This window comes from Chryseobacterium sp. Marseille-Q8038 (assembly GCF_965111995.1).
This window is the reverse complement of record NZ_CBCOPN010000001.1, coordinates 267,897-290,036: the sequence shown is the minus strand read 5'-3', so window position 1 is coordinate 290,036 and position 22,140 is coordinate 267,897. Positions and strand designations below refer to the sequence as shown.

Genomic DNA, 22,140 nt, shown 5'->3' with positions numbered 1-22,140 from the left:
CATCATCATAAACTCATCTAATAACCAATACCATGAGCAGACACAAAAAAACATTTGCCCCCAGGGCTGACAGGTCCGATAAGCAAAATACCCATAGTAAAGAGGATAAAGATAAGCACGAGCAAATCACCGATCAGGACAGCAAAATATCCCTTGCAAAAACAGAATCTACCCAAATAACACACGACCCTTTTAAAAACAGAGCATTTAGAAAAGTAGAAAAAAACATATCTGTTATTCAATTATTTGACAAAGGGCAGCATGTTTCAACACTTCATAACGCCCTTAATACATTAGGACATAAAACCTCTGAAAATAAGAATCTTTTCTGGAATGAAACAAAGACCGGGATCATCAATTTTCAACGTAAGAATAATATTAATACTTCCGGCACTCTTAATAGGGAAACCTTGCTGAAAATGAATGAAGCATTGAATTTCTTAAACAGTCGGAAAGAAGTTGGGCTTCCTGTTTCTGAACGTGCGAAAATGCTGTACGAAGCTTTTGAACACAGAACACTAGGGATTTTTGGAGGAACTGATGAAGATAAAGTCTTCAGGGCTTTAGAAAAACTTTCCTATGAAGAAAGATACGAGCTTATTCAATATTATGACGCAACATACAGACCTAAAAGAAAAGTAGGTTTAGTACAGGATTTATATGAAGAATTAGGCAACAAAGACTTATTTAAAGCGATACGGCTATTATATGCAAACTATGAAGAGCCACAACCAGCACTGGAGCCAGAGCCACCACACCCCGAAGGTGAGCTGTTGCAGGAAGTTGTTGTCACAGGTAAAGGATCATGGATCAAGCCAAAGACAAAGTATGCCATAGAAGGGCAACCTATAGAGTTTGATTGTATCTATCAATATGAAACCCCTGTTATTAGCGCCAAAGGAAGCAACCCTAAAATGCCGGAAGTTGTCAGAAAAGTATTGATCCAGAATGATGGCAGAGTATACAACTTGTTTGAATACCCTTTTAGAAAGGATACTAAAACATTCGGACAGGATGGAACTGCAATCAGTCAATTTTCTATTAACACCCATAAATCAGGGAACTATACATTTGTATTCATCATAGAAAATACTATAACAAAGGAATTCAGGGCTTTAACCAAAGAATATCAGGTTAAGACCCTTGAAGAGGCGGCAGCTGGTGATTTAAAAAAGAATAAAATCCAAAATTATTCAGATTTCAGACAGCAGGTAGCCTTTATTGAGTTCAATCTTTCAAAAGGAGCAGCTGAAGAGCAAAAAAGCAATCCAAACTTCTTTATTAAATCCGAATCTAAAAACCCTGAAGAAGTTGGAAATGTTTATCCTAACCATATTCCACATTTGTATTATTCAATTAAAGGGCAACCCATTCCTAAAGATCATCATTATTTCTGGTTTGCAGAAATCAATACTCCAAAAGAAATGGGAGTAGAATATGCTAAAAATGCCAATGTTTTCGGTTATAAAAGAGGAGAATACTTTGGGCGGGATGGCTGGAATATGAATTCGGCGCAGGCAACAGCTACTTTTGTGGGCTCACTTACAGGAGTCTTTATAATCCATTGTCTGGTATTAGACAAAAATAATAATCCAACAGGCCAGGAAGCATCTTACCGACAGGTTATCTTACCAAAAGATGATTATCAGGCTCTAAAAAACGTACAGGAATATAAGAAAAATATTGATAAAAGCTTTAATACCATTGCTCCCAAAACAGCATTAGCTATTAATGCCGTAGCCATCAACGAAGAAACAACAGAAACCTTGTCACTCAATGTATTTATAGGAAAAAGCAAAAAAAATCCAGCCAATTATGTACTCACAGATCTTACTCCAGGCGTACAACATCAGCGTACTTATGAAGGAAATAATTTAAAAGATTTATTTGAAGAATTTGACAGCAAAAACACCTATCCGGATGGTATTCTGGCTTATGAAATTCCGTCTAATACATTCGGTTATCCTACCCTAAAAGGTAATTTCACTACTAATGGAGCATCGCTTTGGGAATCACTTTCCACCGGAGCCGGGTGGGCTTCTTTAGGTTTAGCAGTTGCAGGACTGGTAGCCACATTTACACCGGCAGCACCTATTGCTCCTTACTTATTTATAGCTGCAGGAGCCACAGGTGTCACTTCCGGAGCCTCCAGCATTATTGATAAAGTACAAAAAGGAACATTGACCAACGAAACCCTTACTTTGGATGTCATTATGATAGCTTCCAGCTTTTTAGGGATGGCAGGCTCATTATCCAGCATCGCTAAGGCATCCTCTATTATAAAAATATCATCAACAGGGATGCAGTATATCATTTTAACTGATTTCGCCCTTAATGGTACTGCTGCTGTGATGATTACAGCTGATGGTTTAGAAAGTATACAGGATATCCATGATAATAAAAACTTAACAACAGCAGAAAAAATAGATGCTATCGTTAAAATTTTAGGACAATTGACATTAACTGCAGGATTGGTGGTGCTAAGCAGTAAAAACTTAAAAGGAGCAGAATTAGAGAAACTGCCAAAGGTAAAAAGACAAACATCGAAGCAAACCTCAAAAAAACCTTACAACCCGGAGCAGCATAGCGAATTTATTGATACGCCAGAAAATTTAATGGGCGGAAAATTACCTAAAAACACAGTCAGCAATAAACCAGCAGTACACGCTCTGGAGAATACTTATAAACAACCCGATTTTAATAAGTTCCTAAAATCCGTTGAAACTGGTTTTCCATCTGATGAAATAGCAAAACAGGCTTATGATTTATTTAAGAATAAAAACTGGAAACAATTAGAACAATTGTTTACGGATAAAAATCTCAATGGAAACTGGCCTCCAAACCGTGGAGCAACAAGCACCCTGGAGGTTACCTTAAAAGAAGGAAGCGTTTTTGACAGATATGGCGGGTGGATCGATGAAAACGGAGTTTTCCAGGATAGAGGAACCTTTGCAGGAAAAGATGGTACTCCTTATACAGACAGAGCTTTACCTAAAGGAACAGATAGTAAAACTTATACAAGGTATAAAGTATTGAAAGATATCAATCAAGTCAGTGAAGGAGAAATCATCCCTTGGTTTGGAGAAAAAGGTGGAGGTATTCAGTATGAACTGCCGGCATCCATCAATGATTTAATAAAAGAAGGATATATAAAACCTATCGGTAAAACATCAAAAAATACTAATTTAGCTAAAGCAAGATCCATTAAAGGGAAAAAAATTAGAAATAATAAAAATGAGGAAGAAAATTTAGTAAAAGACGATAAAACTACCATTGTAAGCAAAGCTGCAATAGATGAAATAGATGCCATTATTGAATTAAGAAAAAAACAAGCTATTGAGTTTTATCTTAAACATAATCCTGATATGAAAATGAGAGATATTGAATCTCATATTGCAGGGATTGACTTTAGCAGCCCAATCGAAATCGTTAAACTGTCAAAAGGAACAGAATTAATACAATACACAAAGGTAAATACGGAAGGAACGGTATTAAGAGGAGACTATTATACTGATAATCCGCTCAATACACCGAATGAGCTTGGAGTTTCAGATAAATATAATGTCAGAGATCCTAATAATGGCTGGAAACAAACGCAAGAGCTAAGAAATGTTAATAAAGAAATAACTAAATTACCAAAAGATGCAGAAGGCTTAAGGAGTACTTCAGCTAAAATTGATGACACATGGTCAAGAATTGACTCAGAAGGCAACCCTATCTCAGTTCATACAGAAGGTGGTGGAAGCCAGCTATATATACCAAAAACTCAATTTAATTAAACAAAATAGATAAATGTATACAGATTTAGAAGACAAGTTAACGAAAAATTATTATCGTGAAATAGTTGGAAAAGCCTTATTACAGGCAAAAGAAGAATACGAAAGATCTCCTGATAATCCAATGAATGTTTCTTTTTATAATCAATTACTGGATATAAAAAAAACTGTCATTGACAATAATGAAGTTTATACAAAAGACGAAGCTTATCAAAAATATCCAATGGCAGTAATGATAGCCAGAAATTTTGTTGCAGAAGAAGCCAGTACAGATTATGCCAATATGCTGAAAGATATCGTCTGGGGAATATCACTATATCCGACTATGATTGAAGGGTAAAAAATTGATATAAAAAACTCAAAACATGTTAGATAAGCTTTTTAAAACAAAGTTTATCATTAAGAATGTATTAAACTTATAACTAATCGGATATGATTAAAAAAAACGAAATAACCAGGCAAAAATTATTTGATGGCGATGAACAGGAATGTTTAAAAGAAATTTTTGAAATTGAAAATCAGAAAATCAAACTGATTGATTTTTACAACAGTCCCTTAAGAGACTTAAAAAAAGAAATAGATAATGAAAGTTTTGAAACCATCGTCAGAGAAAGTGAATTGAATGTAAAAAACACTTTCATTGAAAAATATGTATCTGAAGAGGGATTAGAAGTTCATTATCTGAAAAAGAATAATGTGATCTATCTGTTTTCCTATGGAGAATTTCAGCCCGGAAGGTATATGCTATTTTTAGAAGGCATTTATCATTAAACAAAAAAATACAATCAGAGCAGATTATTTCTGCTCTGATTTTTTATCTGAAAACCCCATCAATATTACAATAAATTAGTTTTATCAATCCGCACCAAAGCTTGCTATTTGCACTTTCCTTTGTTTTATTGAATTTATGTTTTTGAAATTGAAGGTACATTTAAGCCCTAGCCTTTGCGTTTTCTGGATTATATTGAGTAGATATTTTTACTGCCCGTTTTCATCTTCCTTTTCTCTTCAAGACTACAAACTCATACAGTCGCCACAATTTTAATTTCGACAAGCTGTTCAGGTAATGCCAGCCCGCTTACTCCAACCATTGTGCTGGCAACAGCTTTAGGGTTATCATAAAATTCTGCTTTGAAATTTTTTCTCGCCTCAAAGGCCGTCGTCATATCCATTGCATAGATAACTTCTTCCACCACATTTTCCATCGTCATATCATATCTTGACAATAGTTCTTTGATATTTGCATACGTTTGTTTCATTTGTGCTTCCATTCCTTTTGCCAATTCGCCTTTCTTGTTGTGACCCAACTGACCGGAAATCCAAACCGTATTTCCTTTTTTTACCGCCTGTGCGTATCCGTAGATATCTTCCCAAGGCATTCCAAAGCCTTCTGCTGTTTTGTTTTCCTGTAACATTGAATATTGTTTAAATTAATAAAGCAAATATAGAACTGATAAAAACCTTAGAAATTAAGCTAGTTTAATAAATGACTTTTTCTTTCATTCTAAATAAAAAGGTGATTTACACATTTTGTATAAACCACCCTAAGAACTCTTCGAATTTTCGCTTTCACTTCAAGAAAGGGAAATTTTCTGCTTATTATTTTTGTTTTTCTTTAATAGCTAAACGTTTTCTGATTGTACTCACAAACTCTATAGAAACTCCAAGATATGATGCAATATAATACTGCGCCACACGCTGCGGGATGGTAGGATAAACCCTGATAAATTCCAGATAACGGTCTGTCGCAGGTTGAGAAATTGTATTAATAAGGCGGTTTTGAAGAGTTACCACATACCGCTGCATCATCAGCCGGAATGCTCTTTCAAACTTGGGAACCTTTTGCAGTAGTTCTTCCTTGGTTTCCGGATTCAAAATATAAATTTCGGTATCTTCCAGGGCTTCTATAAAAATCTTCGAAGGGGTTTTACTATTAAAAGAATCAATATCCGTAATCCACCAATCTTCAACAGCAAACAGAAGGGTCACTTCAAAACCGTTTTCATCAAGATAATAAGTTCGTGTACAACCCTGCTTTATAAAACCTTCAAACTGACAAATTTCTCCTTCGCGCAGAAGGTGTGTTTTCTTCGGGTACTTCTGAAGTGTTAACAAACCTTCATAAATCTTTTCCTCTTCCTGTGTTAAAGTAACAAATCTTGAGATGTTTTTGATAATATTTTGAAACATAAATTTATTTTACCGCTGCAAATTAGAAAAAAGTGTGTAAACTTCAATCTCCGGAAGCCCGCTTCCACAGCTGTAATGAACAATTATCTTTAAATTTTGATTTAGATTTTTACCATTTTTTTAATCTCATTTTCAAATTTCTCATCCCATATTGAACCCAATAAAATAATATCTGCTTCATTTTCTTTAACATATCGAGGAAAACTCTTTCATCATCCTGGATTTCCGCTTTCCAACCTCTATTATTTTCGATGATTTTTTTATAATTTCATGTTTTTTTATAAATCATAAAAAAATTAGGCGCATGGGTGAGTTTGGAAGAGAGAGTAAGATTGAAATAGCTATCAGAATAAAAAAAATCAGCAAAAATGTACGAAATTAAACTAGATTAATTTCTACCTGCTTTATCCACCATACATTTGCTGAAGAAATAAGAAAACAAAAACTTATCAAATAAATTAACCAAACATTAAAAATTCAAAACAATGAGCACATTACAATTAAAAGACGGAACAGAAATTTTTTATAAAGATCAGGGAGAAGGACCTGTATTAATGTTTCACCACGGATGGCCATTATCATCGGACGATTGGGATGCACAAGTAATTTTCTTTCTTCAGAGAGGTTACAGAGTGATTTCTCACGACAGAAGAGGCCATGGGCGTTCCAGCCAGAATATTTACAATCACACCATCGAGCAATATGCTTCTGACGCTGCAGAATTGGTTGAATTCCTTGACTTGAAAGATGTTGTTCACATTGGTCACTCTACAGGTGGTGGTGAAGTGATCCGTTACGTTAACAAATATTCTAACGGAAGAGCAAAAAAAGCAGTTTTAATCAGCGCCGTTCCTCCGGTAATGGTAAAAAGTGAAAACAACCCTGACGGTGTTCCTATGGAGGTTTTTGATGGAATCAGAGAACAGACTTTGAATAACAGAAACCAGTTTTATTTTGATTTGACTTTCCCTTTCTACGGATACAACAGAGAAGGCGCCAATGTAAAAGACGGAGTACAAAGAAACTGGTGGAGACAAGGAATGATGGGTGGAATTGTGGCACATTATGACGGGATCAAAGCATTTTCCGAGACTGACTTTACTGAAGATTTAAAAGCTGTGGATATTCCTGTTCTGGTTCTTCACGGAGAAGATGACCAAATTGTTCCCATTGAAAACTCTGCCATTAAATCTGCAAAACTATTGAAAAACGGAAAACTGATTACGTACCCAGGTTTCCCTCACGGAATGCCTACTACGGAGCACGAAACCATTAATAAAGATCTTTTGGAGTTTATTGAAGCTTAATAAATGAATAATATAAAAAAAAGGGAATCGAAATGATTCCCTTTTTTTATACAAGACAAAATGATTTATTTGATCTCTACAGGAACTGAGATTTTATCCCAATCCATTGTGAATCCATTATTGTTTACTTTATACACTAAAGCTTCCTGTGTTGCTGGTAAAGCTTTTGTTTTTACATCCACACGTAAAGCATCTTTAGCTTGTTCGTATTTATAAGCGCCCCATTGTTTTGGCTCTTTGTTAAAAATTGCAGTCCAGGTTCCGCTTTGTTTAGGGATTAAGAAAAAGCTGTATTTACCTGCAGGCAGTTTTTTACCCTGAACGGTAATGTCTTTATCTGTTTCGAAAGTAGTAGCTTCATTGGCACCCGCACGCCAAACTTTATCATAAGCTTCTAATCCACCCCAGATGGTACGCCCTTTTACAGAAGGACTGCTATAGGCAATTGTAATGTTTGCATCTTTAATTTTTCCCGTAGCAGTAGCCGGAGGACTGGCAGGTTTTTTAGTTTCCTGTGCAAAAGCGTTTACTGAAAGCGTCACTGCTGCAAAAAGTACTGTAGCAGATTTAATCATTGTTTTCATAATATTTTATTTGTTTGTTTTTATTATTATTTGCTTACGAATTTACTGTTTTCTGCTTATAAAACAGCAATCCGATTGCTGAAAATATAATCACCGCTGCTGCCCCGATTACATTAAGCCACAGGAAAGAAACAATATCAAACTGATAAACGGCGATGACCGTAATTTCTGATAAAATGGCAGCAATAAATACATTCGGTCCGTCAATTTTTTTATAGTAAAATGCGACCAGAAAAATCCCCAATATAGGTCCGTAAAAAAGAGAACCCAATACATTAACCGCTTCAATAAGAGAACCCATTTGCGTGGCAAACATGGCTACACCTATAGAAAAAATACCCCAGGCTAAAGTATGCAGTCGGCTGTACTTCAATTCGGTGGCATCATCAGGAATATCTTTTCTGAATATCAGATGAACATCTTTTAATGAGCAGGCAGCAAGGGAATTCAGTGCAGCTGAAATGGAACCCCAGCTGGCCAGAAAAATGACAGCAAACAATAAACCGATCATTCCTACAGGCAAGGTGTTTTTCACGAAATACAGGAAAATGTAATTCGTATCCGTTTTCTCTGCATTATAGTTTGAATGATTGATCGCTTCCTCTACCCTGCCGTGAAGTTCTTTTACCTGGGTTTGAGTATTTTTAAAATCCTGAATCGTTTTTTTGAGTTGGGGAGATTGAGTTTCTTTCAGCTTTAGAATTTCTTTCGATTCTGCATTAAATTTTATTTGTAAATCCTGATGTTCTTTTTCAAAAACGGCAGCCTGTTCAGGTTTTGTTTCCTTTAAATATTGGTAAGAGCGTTCGTTAAAATAAATCGGAGCCGGTTTTAGAGAAAAGAACGCGAAAAGCAAAGCACCAATCAGAAGAATAGCAAATTGCATAGGGATTTTAACCAATCCGTTCAACAGCAAGCCCATTTTTGCGTTGGTATTGTCTTTCGCAGTGATATACCTTCCAACCTGACTCTGATCTGTACCAAAATAAGAAAGTGCCAGAAAGAAACCACCAATAAGCCCGCTCCAGATATTGTATTTATCTTTCCAATCGAATTCTGTAGTGATGACATTGAGCTTTCCGGATTTCCCTGCCAGATAAAGTGCATCTTTAAAACCAATTCCATTCGGCATATTTTGAATAAGCAAATAACCTGCAAAGGCCATTGTTCCCAGAATAATAAGAAACTGTAATTTTTGGGTGTGAGCAATTGCTTTAGCTCCGCCAACATAGGTATAAATCAACAGAATACCACCTGTCAGAACATTGGTTAAATAAATATTCCAGTCTAAAACGCTTGATAAGATGATACTTGGAGCATAAATACTGATTCCTGTGGATAAGCCCCTGGAAAAGAGAAAAAGCAGAGAGGTGAGTACCCTTGTTTTTTTATCAAAACGGTTTTCTAAATATTCGTAGGCAGTGTAAACATTTAAGCGTTGAAAAATCGGGATGAAAGTAATGCAGATCACAATCATCGCCAAAGGCAAACCAAAGTAATACTGCACGAAACGCATACCGTCTGTATACGCCTGACCTGGTGCTGAAAGAAATGTAATGGCACTTGCCTGCGTGGCCATAATCCCTAAAAGGACAATGTACCAGGGCATTTTATTATCTGCTTTCAGGTAGGATGCATTGCTTTTTTGCCCACGACCGATAAATACGCCGTAAACCACCACTGCAACAAGGGTAAAAATAAGAACTGTCCAATCTATATTACTCATGCCCAGAATTTAGTAAACCCATAATAAAATACGATCTGTACTACTAATGCAACGGCTAATAGTATGTACCAGATATTCCAGTTTTTAAGTTGTTTGTTCATCAGTTTTTCTGTGCAGATAAAAAGTTTAAAAATAAACGTGCCGCTCCAACATTTCCCGCAGGCAGCTGTCTGAAAAATGCCAATGGGGTATAAATAAAATTACCCTTTCCGTATTTGGCATATAAAGTTGATCCCTGCAGAGGCTCTTCATCTGTATCGTGCATTTCAAAAAGCGGTTCATACGCGGCATCCCATTGAGCAGGGAAATAAGCACCACGTTCCTGTACCCAGCCTTTAAAATCATCCACCGTAATTTTGTTCGGAAAGTTAAGTAATTTATGATTGGGATTTAACAACGTAACCTTGGCATTTTCTTCAGTAACCCGTTTATTGGCAATACTGAAATTGTACATTCCCAATTTGTCAACCGTGGTATCCTGGTTAGTATTATACTGCATCATCAAATTGCCCCCAGCTTTTACATAAGACCATAAAAAAGGCATCCATCGCCCCAGCTTTTTCTCAGTGTTATTGGCACGAATACCCAGTACGATGGCATCATATTGAGACAGCTTGCTTTGACTACCGTTTTTGCCGGATTCATCTATGTTTCCATAAAAATCTTCATCCTTCAGTACATCTACCTGAATCCCTGCAATGCGTAGGAACTCCGGAATGAAATCGCCCGCACCTTCTATGTAACCCACTTTTTTAACATTTGCCTGAATATCACTTTTCATTACGGTTACAGTGGCAGGTGCAAAATATTGTAAGGAAGGTAAATGCGGGTACTGAATTAATACCTGTTTTTTATTATATGTTACTCCATCTGCAACAAAATTGGCATCCAATGGCAAGCGAGCCGAATGTATTGCGGCAAGCTTAGTTTTTGGAATAACATAATCGATGGTAGTATCTTTTCCATTGAGCGAACTTACCTCAACACTGCCTAAACGCTCTCCGTTATACATCAGGTTGAGAATACCGTTACTGTACTGTCTGCTGGAATTAACCTTAACATTTAAACTCAAGGGTAAATCTTCATTTTCTTTAACCCAATAAAGGGGTTGCGTAAATTTCAGTTCCAATGCGGGAACAATGCGCAAGGCTTCTACCACATCACCACGCACAGGATCTAATTTCTTGAACGATAAAGGAAGTTTAACCTGAAACTTTTCTGAACCGATTTTTACATCAAGCAAAACATTCAGTGGTGATTCTGCCTCTGGCAAACCGATTAAAGTATCGTTGGGAACAGAGAACGTTGCCGCATTCACCGCTGGTTTTGCCAACCAGTAAGGTTCTGTAAGCGCTGCATCTGCAGGAATCTGAATGTCATGCTGAATGGTAATCAAAGAATCTTTTGATAGTTTTCTGTTGAAGCTTTCTGATTGATTTAACCATTTAATATTTTCTAAAACAACAGGGTTTGTAGCTCTTGAGATCAAATTTAACCTGAAGTTGTAATGATCTCCGGCAACTGCTTCAGCCTGGTTGGTAACCACCTCACCCATAAATCCGGAACAGCTTAAAATAATATTGTCGAGAGATTTCATTTTATCCTTTTTCAGGTCTCCATCTTTTAATGCCATCACCTTTTTTCGTAAAGCAAGCAAAGCAGGTAAGCTGAGGTCTGGATTATTGAAATTGAAAGCGGAAATAATTGCATCTAATGATTGGTCAATATCAGCATTTCCTTGCGAAGTCCAGGTTTTCACTACTCCATCGAAAAGTGTTGTTTTTGCCGGTTCACCGATAACATGGGAAAAATATTCTGTTCTGATTCCGGCTACAGACTGTGTTCCTGCACCCTGGCTTTTATGTAAACTTCTGCTTAATCCGGCCAATTCACCATAGCCCATTCCCAGTTGTGCATCATATTGCCCAACGGTAACTTTCAGTTGATTTTCAGCGGTCGTATTCACCCCGCCAAAGCGGAAAGTATTCCATAATACACGTTTTGGCTGCCATGCATTAACATATTTCAGTTGATCCGGGAAAGCGGTTTTATCACCAGCCAACTTAAAAGCTTTTTCCGCCACCACAGCCGAAGCCGCGTGTTGTCCGTGTCCTGCCGCAGCAGTAGGAGGAAAACGACAAATGATAACATCAGGACGGAATTTACGGATTACCCAGACTACATCTGCTGTAATACTGTCGGCATCCCATTGTTTAAAAGTATCGGTCGTATTTTTAGAGAACCCGAAATCAATCGCACGGGTAAAAAACTGTTGGGCACCATCTAACTTTCTTGCCTCTAAAAGCTCATGCGTTCTGATTAAACCCAATGCAGCACCTTGTTCCGTTCCTAATAAATTCTGACCACCATCTCCTCTGGTTAAAGACAAATAACCCGTTTCTACATTCTGGTCGTTGATTAACCAGGAGAGTAATCCTGTATTTTCATCATCGGGATGAGCCGCAAGGTATAAAACTTTAGGAAGATGTTTCAGCGTTTTGATTTCACGGTAAATTTCAGATGATTTTGAAGGCCGAACCTGTTGAGCCGAACAAAAAACCGTATAAAAACCAAGGATACATACAGTGATTACTTTTTTGAACATGTGAATTTGCTTTGCGAGGCAAATATAAGTAAATCATCTTTCTTTCAACATTAAAAGAAAAAGCACATGCAAATTCCAAACATTCTATTATATTTTTCGTAAGACATTTACATAAAGTTGAAAAAATTAAAAACCAACAATATCACTTTAATTGTCTTTAATGCTTAAAATTAAATTGCAATATGCTTGACCTACAAGATAATGATCTGATAAAAATTAAGCTTTGTAAAATAGATTATGTTTAAAATTATTTTTTGATTAAAAAGATAAACGCAAAGTTCATTAATAATTCTGCTTTATTTTAAGTGAACAAAATGATGCAACTTTGTCGCTGATGAAGCAGCACGCTTATACCTACACTTCAGAAAATCAACGAAGTAGATGCAATCCTTTGCTTTCCTAAAATCAACAATTTCAAAAATGAAAGTTTTGCACCAGAAACTCATCATCAACATATTATTTTTTCGATTAAACCCCAATTAAATAATATGATTTGTATAAAAATAGAATTTGATATTAATAATTTTAACCCAGCATATAATGCCAAAATCAAACAAAATATTACCAATTAGTTAATTTTCATTAATTATAAAGCCAATGTTTTTTATTATCCATAAAAAAAGTTATATTTGACATACAACATAAATCACCTTAATATGAAAACAAAATTTACACAATGCTGTGCTATCCTCATTTCAGGATTCTCATTTGCCCAAGTAGGGTTTAATACAACCTCACCCAAAACAACGATGGATGTATCTGCTAAAAGAGATACTTCAGGACTGATTACGGATAACACCCAAACATTCGGATTACAGGCTCCGAGGCTTACAAGAGCTGAGCTTACAGCCAATACGGCTACCTATGGCAGCAATCAGAGTGGAGCATTAATTTATATTACAGATGTTACTGGCGGAGATGCTACAGGACAACGTGTGAACGTTACTGCGATGGGCTATTATTATTTTGATGGATCTGTATGGCAAAGACTTACACAAGCTACCAATGCTGTCGCTCCGGCAATTTCTGCATTACAATGTACTACAGCTTATTTAAATCCTTCTACTTATACTCCCGGTACTCCTTTCAGCGGGAATCTGAGAGTTACCTACAGCCAAGGAAACGGAGGTTCGTATAATTCAGGATCTCCTTTTACCGTAAACGGATTAACCTTCCAGCTAAGACCCGGCACTCTGGAGTTTGGTGATGGCGAATTGGTATTCTCAGTGAGTGGAACTCCTACCACGGCTAATGATATGACTCTTTCCCTAAACAGTACTGCAGTTCCTTTCTTAACAGCAGCACAAAACTGTACCGCTACCGTGGGAAATACCAGCCGTGCAGACATTGCACCTGTTGCTGCAATGGGATATCCTACCCTAACAAGCGATCCCAACGGGAAACAAGCGTATACCTTCCCTCTTACGACCCCGGATGGTAAGTATTCCATAAGGGTAATATTTGATACCACAAGTGGTACAACCGCCGCAATTCCTAACGTACAATTATATAACAATACAGGCGCTACCGTAAATCTATATTGGAATTATAATACCGAATATGGCGGCTATATTGGTTCAGCGGTAACCACAAACAATATTACTTCAGGAGTATGGGGCGGTATGGCAGATTCATCAGCGACCTGGTTTCCTCAGGGCACCGGAGCAACAGGAAACGCTTACTGGGGGAACGTAGGGATTATAGATGGAGCCAGCGGCGGACCTGAGCATAGAAGATATACCTGGATAGACAGTAATTCTTCTTCAAAAACCGCTTATACCGCAACCATTATGGCTGGAGCCCCTACTTCAGGCAGTGCCCAACCCAACCTTACCAAAATTTACATAAAGATAGAGCAGGTAAAAGCTCAATAATATAATGCCCCTGAAAAAAGGGGCATTTTTTATTTATCTACGAAGTTTACAATACATTCATCGATGTAAAATCATAAGGAATCTTTGCATCAATTGCTCTGCGAAGTCTCCTAACCTTTGCGTCAGAAAATAGGTCAGCAGCACATTAATCAATTGTATCAAAAATTCCCAACCTTTTATTTACCAACCAACTTCTTATTCTTAACTGGTTTCAGTGATCTTCTTTTCTCTTTTTCTCTGAAGAATAAGGTGTGCGGCATCCAGAATTCTAACCGTATGAACGTATGGCATCACGATATTTCTTTCCGGTAGATTTTCATAGACACCCATTTACTTTTGATTGTGATGTTTTTGGAGCACTGCAGGCATTTTAATTAAGATTTGTTTTCAAAATTTTAAGTTTTTTTTAAATACACATCTTTGAAGATATTGTCTTTAAGGCACGCCGCTTGCAAAGTTTATAATACCATTTTAAAAATATAAAAATATGAACAACGAGAAAACAGTTTCAGTATTGAATGATTTACTGAACATTACCAACGACAGAATTCAGGGATTTTCAAAGGTTGAAGACAAAGTATGGGATCAGTACCCACAGCTGAGAACAGATTACGATACCATGGTATCCCAATCTCACACCATGAAAAACGAGTTGAGCAATCTGATTACAGAAAGAGGAGGCACACCGGATCAGTCAGGATCAGCTGCAGGAGCTATTCACAGAGCATGGATTGATGTTAAAAATTCTTTTGCCACAGATACTGCCGGCTCTACATTAGGAAATGTAGTGTATGGTGAAAATGCTGCTATTGATGCTTATCAGGATGCTTTAGACAGTGGTGATCTCTGCCCGGAAAGTTCCAGGGTTGTACTGGATCAGCTTCATCAGATCAAAGCTTCTCATGATAAATTTGAAGTTCTTGAAGACTTAAAGAAGTAAGTATCCTTTCTCTACTGAGGTAGAGTTTATTTAATCATCAGACAGTAATCAAACAGGGTCATTGGAGGTCATCACTTCCGATACTTAATACAAAAAAAGTACTATGTCAAAGAAAATCGCAATACTGGCCACACATGGCTTTGAAGAAAGTGAATTAAGCTCGCCTAAAGAATATCTGGAACAACAGGGATGGACCGCACATATTGTAAGTCCTGAATCCGGAAGTATTAAAGCGTGGGCAGAAAAAGACTGGGGTAAGGAATATCCGGTAGATCAAACGTTGGAAAATGCAGCTGCTTCAGATTATGATGCTTTGGTATTGCCGGGAGGCGTTATTAATCCGGATCAGCTGAGAACCCATGAGAAAGCACTCACCTTTGTGAAAGATTTCTTTGCTCAGCATAAACCTGTAGGTGCTATTTGCCATGGACCACAGGTACTGATAAACGCTGGTGTTGTAGAAGGCAGAAATCTGACTTCCGTGAACTCCATCAGCCAGGATTTAAAAAATGCTGGTGCACGCTGGGAAGACAGCGAAGTGGTAGTAGATGCCGGACTCGTTACGAGCAGAACTCCAAAAGATCTTCCTGCCTTTAATGCAAAACTTGTAGAAGAGATCAGGGAAGGAAAACATACAGAACAAACACTGTAAAAACAAAAAAGTCTGGTTCTGCCAGACTTTTTTCTTCTCATCAAAGGAATAAGAGGTACTCCTCTGCTTAAAAAGTACCACATTTCTGTCCTATGGCAAAAAAATTGTAATGATTAACATCAAATCACCATCGTATGAACAATATAGTAAAAATTACATTGGCTCTTGCAGCAGGAAGTTCTTTGCTTTATCTGGGCCTGCGAAAAAAAAGCAAGAAAAACAACATTTATCTTGCTCCTGATGGAAACACTTATAAAGAGAATCAGATTTACCGTACTTACGATAATAAACTTTATAAGAATGGCAAGGCGTTTCATTATTCCCTGCCTCAGTTAGAGAATGATCAGTATTCCAATAAAAATTACAGTACTCACACTGATAATGCTTATTCAAACTATAAAACCGATCATAAAAGCACGCAATATCATCATAAAGGTTTGAGGCATCAATAAAGCGAAGCCTCCGGATATACACTACACCACAACACTAACCACAAAAAATAATATTATGAGAAATTTATTATGGCTTGTTGCAGTAATCTGCATCGCCGTCTGGCTTCTGGGAATGCTTGGTATAATTCCCGGTATGGACACTGGCAGTTTAATGCACACACTTTTGGTTGTTGCCATTATTGTCGTTCTGATTAATATTTTTACGGGCAGAAAACCGCTTAATTAAAACAAAAAAATCAGAGTAGAAAATGATCTACCCTGCTCTCCGAAGTCTCCCGACTTCGGGGCAAGTTCAAAGAAAAAAACCTTATTTCATCAGCTTAAAATCAGGAGGCTTTCCGTTGCAGAATTTAAAACAAAAAAATCCCAACTTTTCGTTGGGATTTTTAAACAAAACAAACTGAAAGTCTCAATTGTTAAAGGATCTACCTTATTTTTTCACCATCTTGACTTTACAATTTTGCGCCTTGCTCAACCGGGGCTTTCTGTAGAATCTGTATGGCTCCGGTAGCCGTATTTCCATAGAGCTGAATATAAATATCATCGCCATTTGTTCTTCTGATGACATATACTTTTACGGGTTCATTCCAATAATCTATAGAACCTTCTTCGCCAAAGTATTTGGCATCTTCTTTTATCCTGTCAAGCTCTGGCTGAGAAACTTTACCATCAAATATTTTTACACCACCTGCTTTTGTAATAGCATCATCATAGCTTTTCAAAAAGTATGGCAATGACCATTCTTCCTTATTACTTTTCCCGTTGATTACATATGTTTTCCATACTTTTCCTTCTATGGGTGTCATTACGCCGTTAAGTGGAAAATACAGCATGTCAAAGCTTCTTTGTACTGGTTTGTTTTGGAATTCCAGTCCTTTGGGAAAACTGAAAAATGGAAAATCCCCCACTTCAGCGGTGGAAACCGGCACAGAGTTGATGTCAAATTGAGTAGTTTCTCCCGGAGATTTTTCTGCGGCTGTAGTATTTCCTATGGCGACAGTATCCTTAGCTGCATCTGTTTTCTGTTCAGTCTTTTTGTTGCAGGCAGCAAGCAAAGCGCCCATTGATAGAATAATCAGTGTCTTCTTCATTGTAATAAATTTAGTTTTTGGGTGTATAATTTTTTTAAAACAGTGAAGAATAAAACAATACGAATCCTTTTTCATCAGAATCGTTCTGTATATTTTTATCCTGTACTATTTTTTGCGGCACTAACTTACAAATATAAATTAGGATGGGAAATCCCTAATTTTAAGGAGTTTAATGAATAAAAAGATAATATACTGATGATATTTTGACACAAAGATTTTTATTTCTGAAACTGATGATTTTCAAGAGCGCAAAGTATAGAATCAACTTTGTTGATTCACTGAAGCGTATGGATAAGCTTATCGCTTATCAGCGACGAAGTCGAAGCCCTTAGATCACTTACAATACCACGAAATTATCAATAAACTTTGCGTTAAAAAGAATTTCAGTGATGATCTGATGAAGATCTAAAAAACTTACGCATTCCTAATTACATTCCGCGTAAGATAAATATAATTAAACATACAAAACGTTGCTATTGCCCCGAACGTATGCCATAAAAAGTGCGTTCCAAAACTCAACCATTCCCATTTATCAACGATACGGAAGGTCAATGCAAAAACAAACGACAAGACAGCAAAACCTACCCATTTACCAGCTTTCCAATGGGTATATATCAAATACCTTATGACCGAGAAAACGACCAATGAGGCCATGATTGCATAATTGACGTTGATAAAGAGAGAAGGGTTATCTACCAAAATCCAGTTTCTCAAAGTAAACATAAGTGCTACATATCCCAGAACCATTACAACAGCATAATACCATCGGGTACTCTGGGCTACAAAATAAAATCCGGCTGACAGGCATAATACCATAATGGGCAGCCAATCCATCATGATAAATACCGACCATTGTCTGAATGAATGATAAACAGTTCCCCCAATAGCGCCAATATATAATAAAACCAGACAGTAGGTTAAAAAAGGATGTTCCTTAAAATGATCCTTTATTTTAAGGGTCCAGAAAATGGCTATGGCTAAAAATAATAGGGCAGTTATTGCATTTAATGGCTCAGGGAAGAACTGAGTCATGTCTGTTTCTTTATATAACATGCCTCCATCCGGAGGTATTAGGTTTATCGGCATTGTCTTTAATATACTTCCTCTAAATATAGAAAAAATATGACATCATACAGCTGGCTGGGTCCGATTCTATTTTATAAAAATGTTAATTCTACTTCTTATACCCATAAACCAGAGATTATTGTAAAACACAGATTACTTATATTCCTTACTTATCAAGACCATTTTGACTATTTACTCCTTCTTACCACTTCTTTCACTCCACCTTTTGTCAGAATTATAGAATTGTAAAGACCTGTGTTGTCCTGAATAAATTCAACTGTTCTGTCATTATTATCTGCTCTGAAAAATTTGGTTTTAGATTCCGGGATGAGTTCCATATCAGCATTGTTAAAATAAAGTTTACCGTCAATTTTCAATATGTCAATTTTATCATACTTACCGGTATATTGATCATATAAATTGGGATCTATTTCAACCCGGTGATGTTTGTAAGGAAGCTCAACCTTTTTTCCCAATGCAATGGCGGAAAGTCCATAACTTATAATATAGGAAAATGATTCATTATTAGAAAGTACGGTCACAAAAATTTTGTCGTCTGTAAAGCGGTTAAAAGAAGTCATTGTCCCAAAAAAGCCACCATCATGAGCTATTAATTGATGCCCGTGATTGTAAAACGGATTGATGATAAAGCCATAGCCCCAGTTTTCATCACCATAGGGCGTAAACATAAGTTTTTTCATCTGAGCAGAAAGAATCTCAGTTCCATATAAAGCCTTATCCCACAAGGCCAGATCTTCAACAGTAGAATAAACACCATCATGGCCTACATTAATCTCCCAGTTGATATGAGGATTATGAATAAGCCCGCTTTCTGTACGATAATAAGCCTTTGCTTTTTTTTCAACGATCGATTCGTTATTACTAACGCCCGTATTCTTCATTCCTGCCTTTTCAAATATATTCTTCCTTAAGAAAACAGCATACTTCTCCCCTGAGACTTTTTCAATGATCTTAGCCAACAAATAATAGCCTATATTACTGTATCCGCTTTGAGTTCCTGGAGAGAACTCATAAGGGATTTTCTTTATTTCGGCATAGGCAGCATCCTTGTCCATCGAGCTTAAGGCTATTTCTTTAAAACCCATAGCCAGCCCTGAGGTATGTGATAACAACATATGGATCGTAACACTATCGGCTTTGGGATAATCCGGTAAAAATGTACTCAGTTTATCATCAAGGGACAGTTTTCCTCTTTCAATCAATAGAAGTATAGCGGTGGCGGTAAATTGTTTTGTTACTGAGGCCAATTGAAATTTAGTATCTATGGTGTTTTTGATATTCCATTCGTAATCAGCCAAACCATAGGCTTTTTTTAGTAAAATACGACCATCTTTCGACACAAGAACAGTTCCGCTAAAATTATTTATTTCAACCTGAGCCTGCATATATTTTGCAAGGTTTTCTGACACATTTTTCTGTCCGAAAATAAGAATTGGGAATAAAAGTAATAGTAGGATTGGCTTCATAAACTATTGAATGACATGATTAAGCTGCAATGTTACTACATAATCAATCATCATCATTGTATTTTTGTAAACCCTGCTAAATAAACATCCATTTTATGAGATCTTTTTCAAGTGTTGTTATTTTTGAAAAAAAAACTTTTGGCGTAAAACCTGTTAATTTTTTAAAATCCCTGATCATGTGTGACTGATCAAAATAATCTACACTATAAGACAGCCCTACTCTATTTTTGTCGTCAAGCTGGCTTTGAATAGCTGCCCTGAATCTGATGATTTTTTTGAACTGCGAAGGTCTTTTACAAATATGCTGATCGAAATGCTTGTTGATCGTTGTTCGTGACCGACCCGTTGTATAAGACAATTTCGTCATAGATTGATTGATGTTACTGGCATCGAACATTTCAGTCAGTACCTCAGCCAGCAAAACATTTTCAAACGGATGAAATTTTGAAAGCCAGTACAATTCTATCGCCCTGATTTTTTCAGTGTGATCTTTTAAGGAAAGAATATTTGCCATGGTTTCTTTATAATCCTCGTACGGACTAAAATCCGGAAAACTTCCCTCGGAATAATCTCTCAAATTATTCGGTATAAAAGCATTGATCCCCAATGGCTTGAAATAGGTCGTGATTTCATTGATTACGCCTTCATAGCTAACCAATACCGGTTCATTAAAATCACTTACCAGATTGGTTTCAATTGGGTTGGACCGGCAGTATCTGGTTGTTATTTTGTTTTTAGTGACCAAAGTTTCCGTGTTCTCACTAGCCGTGACAATGGTATAGATGCTCGGAAAGGTAAAATAAGTAGCTGAGGGTTCTTCAGAGGTTTGCTCAAGGATATAAAAGCATTCAATATATTTTTTGAGTACAGGGTTTTCAGGTCTATAGATTTTTATGGTCATCCTTTTTGGCTTTTAAATTTATGGGAATCCAGCTCAATTAGCCATTATCTTTTTTCATGGATTATAGAAGGAAAGCTACATACTAAAATGCTCAATAGCATTCAAAACAAAACAGATATTGATAAAATATTAATTATGAAACACATATAACTAAAATAGATTCAAAATCTATTAACAATTGGTTAGATACACCAACAAGAAAGTTCACAAAAAGTCAAACAATTCATACGAAAGAGCTATATTTAAACAATAATTACCATGATATGCCAAAGCAAATCTTGAAAACACCTTTTATAAAAAATTGATTTATACAACACTTTTAAACATTGCAGTTTTCCAGGGATTCATCTTAGGCTTAGTTATTTTAAAGTCTTCCCTGTTCAATAGCAATTCCAATAAATATTTAGCCTATTTACTATTTACGCTTTCAATTATTTTACTGAATTATGTTTTTGAGCTTCGTCATGTATTTGCCTCCTATCCTCTTCTACATTTTACAGACAATATCAATTGGGTATTTCTAATGCCTGCTTTCTTATTCCTGTTTATCATAAACCGGATTGATTATACCAGAAAATACAAACAAAAAAAATATTTGTGTTTTATCCCATTTGCCTTTTCTGCTGTCCTTAATATTATCAACGATCTTGATCATGTTGCAGGAGTTTATACCTTGTCTGAGTCAGGCATGGTTATCATCCAAATATTGAGTCTGATTCAATTTTTTTTAGCCATTACATTCATTCCATTCCTTCCCATTTACTCTTATTTTATGATAAAACATTTAAAAGATTCACAGGAAAAAAAATGGATACTTACCTTTTTGACGATTGTTTCTTCTGTGCTGTTTGTTTGGCTTATTACCGCTCTATCCGGCTTATTTTTTGACTATGATATTTCTTCAACGATGCGTGTCATAGCTTTATTTGCTACATTCATCATTCATTGGACAGCGTATATTGGTATTTACAAATATAAACTGGCCAAAAACAAAGATGCCATCTATAATTTACTCAATAATGATACCGCTGTTTTGTATCCCCATCTGCCAGTGGTACATAATAGCACCCCGCAAGAGTATAAGGAATCTATTACAGCAGATAATCTGTATTTTCAAAAACTGGAACTTCTTTGCAAAGAAGAGCACATTTATACCGACAGTACATTAAACAGAGAAAAAGTTGCCGAAAAACTAGGGATAAGCGCAGGGTATCTTTCACAAATTGTAAACACCATAACAGGAGATAACTTTGCCCATTATATCAATCAATATCGGGTGGAAGCTGTGAAGGAAATGATATCAGACCCGGAATATGAAAACTATACTTTGCTGACAATGGGATTAGAAGCCGGGTTTACTTCAAAAACAACTTTCTATAATTCCTTTAAAAAAGTAACCGGTCAAACTCCCAATGAATATAAAAACACCATCAAATAAGTACCATTTTATCCAGTCTTAAGCTTTTGAAACCTGCTTTAATTTTGATTAT

20 protein-coding genes are annotated in these 22,140 nt (G+C 36.4%); 10 read left to right on the top strand and 10 right to left on the bottom strand.

The features are described 5' to 3' along the window. Positions 1–32: 32 nt before the first annotated feature. The 3 genes from ACWPWS_RS01320 to ACWPWS_RS01310 all read left to right on the top strand — a co-directional run bounded on the left by ACWPWS_RS01320 (position 33) and on the right by ACWPWS_RS01310 (position 4,547). On the top strand, positions 33–3,779 hold the full coding sequence (locus tag ACWPWS_RS01320; RefSeq protein WP_454045235.1) for a glycohydrolase toxin TNT-related protein: 3,747 nt from the start codon (positions 33–35) through the stop codon (positions 3,777–3,779). 13 nt (positions 3,780–3,792) lie between these two features. Then, positions 3,793–4,116: a hypothetical protein gene (locus ACWPWS_RS01315; RefSeq protein WP_209783844.1), complete on the top strand. Its 324-nt coding sequence runs from the start codon at positions 3,793–3,795 to the stop codon at positions 4,114–4,116. A 92-nt stretch (positions 4,117–4,208) separates the two neighbouring features. Beyond that, positions 4,209–4,547, top strand: a complete 339-nt coding sequence (locus ACWPWS_RS01310) for a hypothetical protein (RefSeq protein ID WP_454045234.1) — start codon at positions 4,209–4,211, stop codon at positions 4,545–4,547. A gap of 251 nt (positions 4,548–4,798) precedes the next feature. Here ACWPWS_RS01310 and ACWPWS_RS01305 read toward each other — a convergent pair whose 3' ends face one another. Together ACWPWS_RS01305 and ACWPWS_RS01300 are read right to left on the bottom strand one after the other, a co-directional pair. Then, a complete protein-coding gene (locus ACWPWS_RS01305; RefSeq protein ID WP_309512377.1) occupies positions 4,799–5,191 on the bottom strand; it encodes a Rid family hydrolase in 393 nt (130 codons plus the stop codon). Between the two features lie 184 nt (positions 5,192–5,375). Continuing rightward, positions 5,376–5,966, bottom strand: coding sequence for a Crp/Fnr family transcriptional regulator (locus tag ACWPWS_RS01300; RefSeq protein WP_454045233.1), 591 nt, complete (start codon positions 5,964–5,966; stop codon positions 5,376–5,378). Positions 5,967–6,451: 485 nt separating this feature from the next. On the opposite strand from ACWPWS_RS01300, the gene ACWPWS_RS01295 reads away from it, so the two are divergent. After that, positions 6,452–7,273: an alpha/beta fold hydrolase gene (locus ACWPWS_RS01295; RefSeq protein ID WP_454045232.1), complete on the top strand. Its 822-nt coding sequence runs from the start codon at positions 6,452–6,454 to the stop codon at positions 7,271–7,273. 65 nt (positions 7,274–7,338) lie between these two features. Here ACWPWS_RS01295 and ACWPWS_RS01290 read toward each other — a convergent pair whose 3' ends face one another. From ACWPWS_RS01290 to ACWPWS_RS01280, 3 genes are all read right to left on the bottom strand, one after another. After that, positions 7,339–7,857, bottom strand: coding sequence for a DUF2911 domain-containing protein (locus ACWPWS_RS01290; RefSeq protein WP_034697549.1), 519 nt, complete (start codon positions 7,855–7,857; stop codon positions 7,339–7,341). 34 nt (positions 7,858–7,891) lie between these two features. Continuing rightward, positions 7,892–9,583: a sodium:solute symporter gene (locus ACWPWS_RS01285; RefSeq protein ID WP_454045231.1), complete on the bottom strand. Its 1,692-nt coding sequence runs from the start codon at positions 9,581–9,583 to the stop codon at positions 7,892–7,894. A gap of 100 nt (positions 9,584–9,683) precedes the next feature. Further along, positions 9,684–12,188, bottom strand: coding sequence for a PIG-L family deacetylase (locus ACWPWS_RS01280; protein WP_454045230.1), 2,505 nt, complete (start codon positions 12,186–12,188; stop codon positions 9,684–9,686). A gap of 656 nt (positions 12,189–12,844) precedes the next feature. On the opposite strand from ACWPWS_RS01280, the gene ACWPWS_RS01275 reads away from it, so the two are divergent. After that, positions 12,845–14,062, top strand: a complete 1,218-nt coding sequence (locus ACWPWS_RS01275; RefSeq protein ID WP_454045229.1) for a hypothetical protein — start codon at positions 12,845–12,847, stop codon at positions 14,060–14,062. 201 nt (positions 14,063–14,263) lie between these two features. On the opposite strand, the gene ACWPWS_RS01270 is transcribed toward ACWPWS_RS01275, so the two are convergent. Then, entirely contained in the window at positions 14,264–14,392 is a 129-nt protein-coding gene (locus ACWPWS_RS01270; RefSeq protein ID WP_454045228.1) for a hypothetical protein, read from the bottom strand. A gap of 157 nt (positions 14,393–14,549) precedes the next feature. Here ACWPWS_RS01270 and ACWPWS_RS01265 point away from each other — a divergent pair, with 157 nt between their 5' ends. The 4 genes from ACWPWS_RS01265 to ACWPWS_RS01250 all read left to right on the top strand — a co-directional run bounded on the left by ACWPWS_RS01265 (position 14,550) and on the right by ACWPWS_RS01250 (position 16,332). After that, complete coding sequence (locus ACWPWS_RS01265) at positions 14,550–15,002, top strand: PA2169 family four-helix-bundle protein (protein WP_454045227.1); 453 nt, start codon at positions 14,550–14,552, stop codon at positions 15,000–15,002. Between the two features lie 103 nt (positions 15,003–15,105). Then, complete coding sequence (locus ACWPWS_RS01260) at positions 15,106–15,654, top strand: type 1 glutamine amidotransferase domain-containing protein (RefSeq protein WP_309512381.1); 549 nt, start codon at positions 15,106–15,108, stop codon at positions 15,652–15,654. Between the two features lie 134 nt (positions 15,655–15,788). Then, a complete protein-coding gene (locus tag ACWPWS_RS01255; RefSeq protein ID WP_209783834.1) occupies positions 15,789–16,106 on the top strand; it encodes a hypothetical protein in 318 nt (105 codons plus the stop codon). 55 nt (positions 16,107–16,161) lie between these two features. After that, the gene (locus tag ACWPWS_RS01250; RefSeq protein ID WP_454045226.1) at positions 16,162–16,332 is read left to right on the top strand and encodes a lmo0937 family membrane protein; all 171 of its coding nucleotides are present in this window, start codon (positions 16,162–16,164) and stop codon (positions 16,330–16,332) included. 226 nt (positions 16,333–16,558) lie between these two features. Here ACWPWS_RS01250 and ACWPWS_RS01245 read toward each other — a convergent pair whose 3' ends face one another. The 4 genes from ACWPWS_RS01245 to ACWPWS_RS01230 form a co-directional block, all read right to left on the bottom strand. Next, positions 16,559–17,197, bottom strand: coding sequence for a hypothetical protein (locus ACWPWS_RS01245; RefSeq protein WP_454045225.1), 639 nt, complete (start codon positions 17,195–17,197; stop codon positions 16,559–16,561). Positions 17,198–17,611: 414 nt separating this feature from the next. Next, positions 17,612–18,283, bottom strand: coding sequence for a hypothetical protein (locus ACWPWS_RS01240; RefSeq protein WP_454045224.1), 672 nt, complete (start codon positions 18,281–18,283; stop codon positions 17,612–17,614). Positions 18,284–18,450: 167 nt separating this feature from the next. Beyond that, the gene (locus ACWPWS_RS01235) at positions 18,451–19,749 is read right to left on the bottom strand and encodes a serine hydrolase domain-containing protein (RefSeq protein ID WP_454045223.1); all 1,299 of its coding nucleotides are present in this window, start codon (positions 19,747–19,749) and stop codon (positions 18,451–18,453) included. A 76-nt stretch (positions 19,750–19,825) separates the two neighbouring features. Beyond that, positions 19,826–20,650 carry a helix-turn-helix domain-containing protein gene (locus tag ACWPWS_RS01230; RefSeq protein ID WP_454045222.1) on the bottom strand — a complete coding sequence of 275 codons (825 nt, stop codon included), beginning with the start codon at positions 20,648–20,650 and terminating at the stop codon, positions 19,826–19,828. A gap of 301 nt (positions 20,651–20,951) precedes the next feature. Here ACWPWS_RS01230 and ACWPWS_RS01225 point away from each other — a divergent pair, with 301 nt between their 5' ends. After that, a complete protein-coding gene (locus ACWPWS_RS01225; protein ID WP_454045221.1) occupies positions 20,952–22,088 on the top strand; it encodes a helix-turn-helix domain-containing protein in 1,137 nt (378 codons plus the stop codon). The last annotated feature ends 52 nt before the right edge of the window (positions 22,089–22,140 follow it).